Source organism: Streptomyces sp. SID12488, assembly GCF_010548275.1.
Classification (GTDB): Bacteria; Actinomycetota; Actinomycetes; order Streptomycetales; family Streptomycetaceae; genus Streptomyces.
The window spans coordinates 1-1,444 of record NZ_JAAGLT010000080.1 but is presented as its reverse complement, the minus strand read 5'-3'; the positions used below and the strand labels follow the sequence as shown (position 1 = coordinate 1,444).

General features: G+C 68.1%; 1 protein-coding gene. It reads left to right on the top strand.

Features of this window, described 5'->3' with window-relative positions; genetic code table 11:
* Positions 1-204: 204 nt before the first annotated feature.
* Entirely contained in the window at positions 205-1,422 is a 1,218-nt protein-coding gene (locus G3I56_RS42550; protein ID WP_164418890.1) for an IS110 family transposase, read from the top strand.
* Positions 1,423-1,444 lie beyond the last annotated feature (22 nt).

The window sequence follows — 1,444 nt, the reverse complement described above, 5'->3', positions numbered from 1 at the left end:
GTCCTACCTTTCAAGAGTGGTTGCTCTGGTCATTCGTAAGATCGGAGGACCCAGGGGCTCTGGGTATGGCTGTCATGGGCGAGACCACTCGATGGCTTAAGGGACTTGGCCACCTGGAGCCCCGCGACGACTCGACCGCCAATTGGGAAATGCGACTCCGATCGCTGCTGTAGGACAACGTCGGCGAGGTCGTCTGCGGGATCGATGTACGACGAGCTGGCGGAGGGGAACGTGCCCGAGATCTGGGCCGGAGTGGACATCGGCAAGACGCACCACCACTGCGTGGTGATCAACGCGGACGGGAAGCGGCTGCTGTCCCGCCGGGTCGCGAACGACGAGAGTGAACTGCTCGCCCTGATCGGCGACGTCCTGGAGATATCCGCCGACGCGCTGTGGGCCGTGGACCTCAACCACGGCGTTGCCGCGCTGCTGATCGGCCTGCTGGTCAGCCACGGCCAGCCGGTCGCCTACCTCACCGGCCTGGCGGTCCACCGGGCCTCGGCCACCTACAAGGGCGAGGGCAAGACCGATGCGAAGGACGCCTTCGTCATCGCCGACCAGGCCCGCGTCCGACGCGATCTGGGCCTGCTGCGGCCGGGTGACGAGATCGCCGTCGACCTGCGCACTCTGACCACCCGCCGCCTGGACACGGTCTTCGACCGCACCCGGCAGATCAACCGCCTCCGCGCCCAACTGCTGGAGATATTCCCCGCGTTGGAGCGGGCCTTGGAGCTGACGAACCGGGGGCCGGTGATGCTGCTGACCGGCTACCAGACCCCGGCGGCGATCCGGCGGGCAGGCGCGAGCCGGATCGAGATGTGGCTGAAGAACCGCAAGGTCAGGGGAGCCGCCGCACTGGCGAAGACGGCCGTGGAGGCCGCCCAGGCCCAGCAGACCGCGCTGCCCGGCGAGAAGCTGGCCGCCACCATGGTGGTCCGCCTCGCGAAGGGGGTGATGGCCCTTGATGAGGAGATCGCCGAGCTCGACGCCCTGATCGAGGCCAAGTTTCGCGAGCATCCACACGCCGAGGTGATCCGCAGCCTGCCCGGCATGGGAGCCAAGCTCGGAGCCGAGTTCCTCGCAGCCACCGGCGGCGACATGGACGCCTTCGGCAGCCCTGACCGCCTGGCCGGCTTCGCCGGCCTGGCCCCCAGACCACGTGACTCCGGCCGCGTCAGCGGCAACCTGCGCCGCCCCCGGCGCTACCACCGCGGTCTGCTCAGAACCATGTACCTGTCGGCCATGGTCAGCCTTCAGTGCTGCCCCGTGTCGAAGGCCTTCTACGACCGGAAGCGGAGCGAGGGCAAGGGCCACAAGCAGGCCCTGCTGGCCCTCGCACGCCGACGCCTCAACGTCCTGTGGGCGATGATCCGTGACGGAGAGTGCTTTCACGCTTCACCTCCCGTCACGGGAGCGGCTTGACAACACGATTGGGAAGTCCCTT

What these genes read in the sequence shown, in the direction of transcription:
- G3I56_RS42550 (WP_164418890.1), top strand. Translation starts at nt 205, where the DNA reads ATGTACGACGAGCTGGCGGAGGGGAACGTGCCCGAGATCTGGGCCGGA.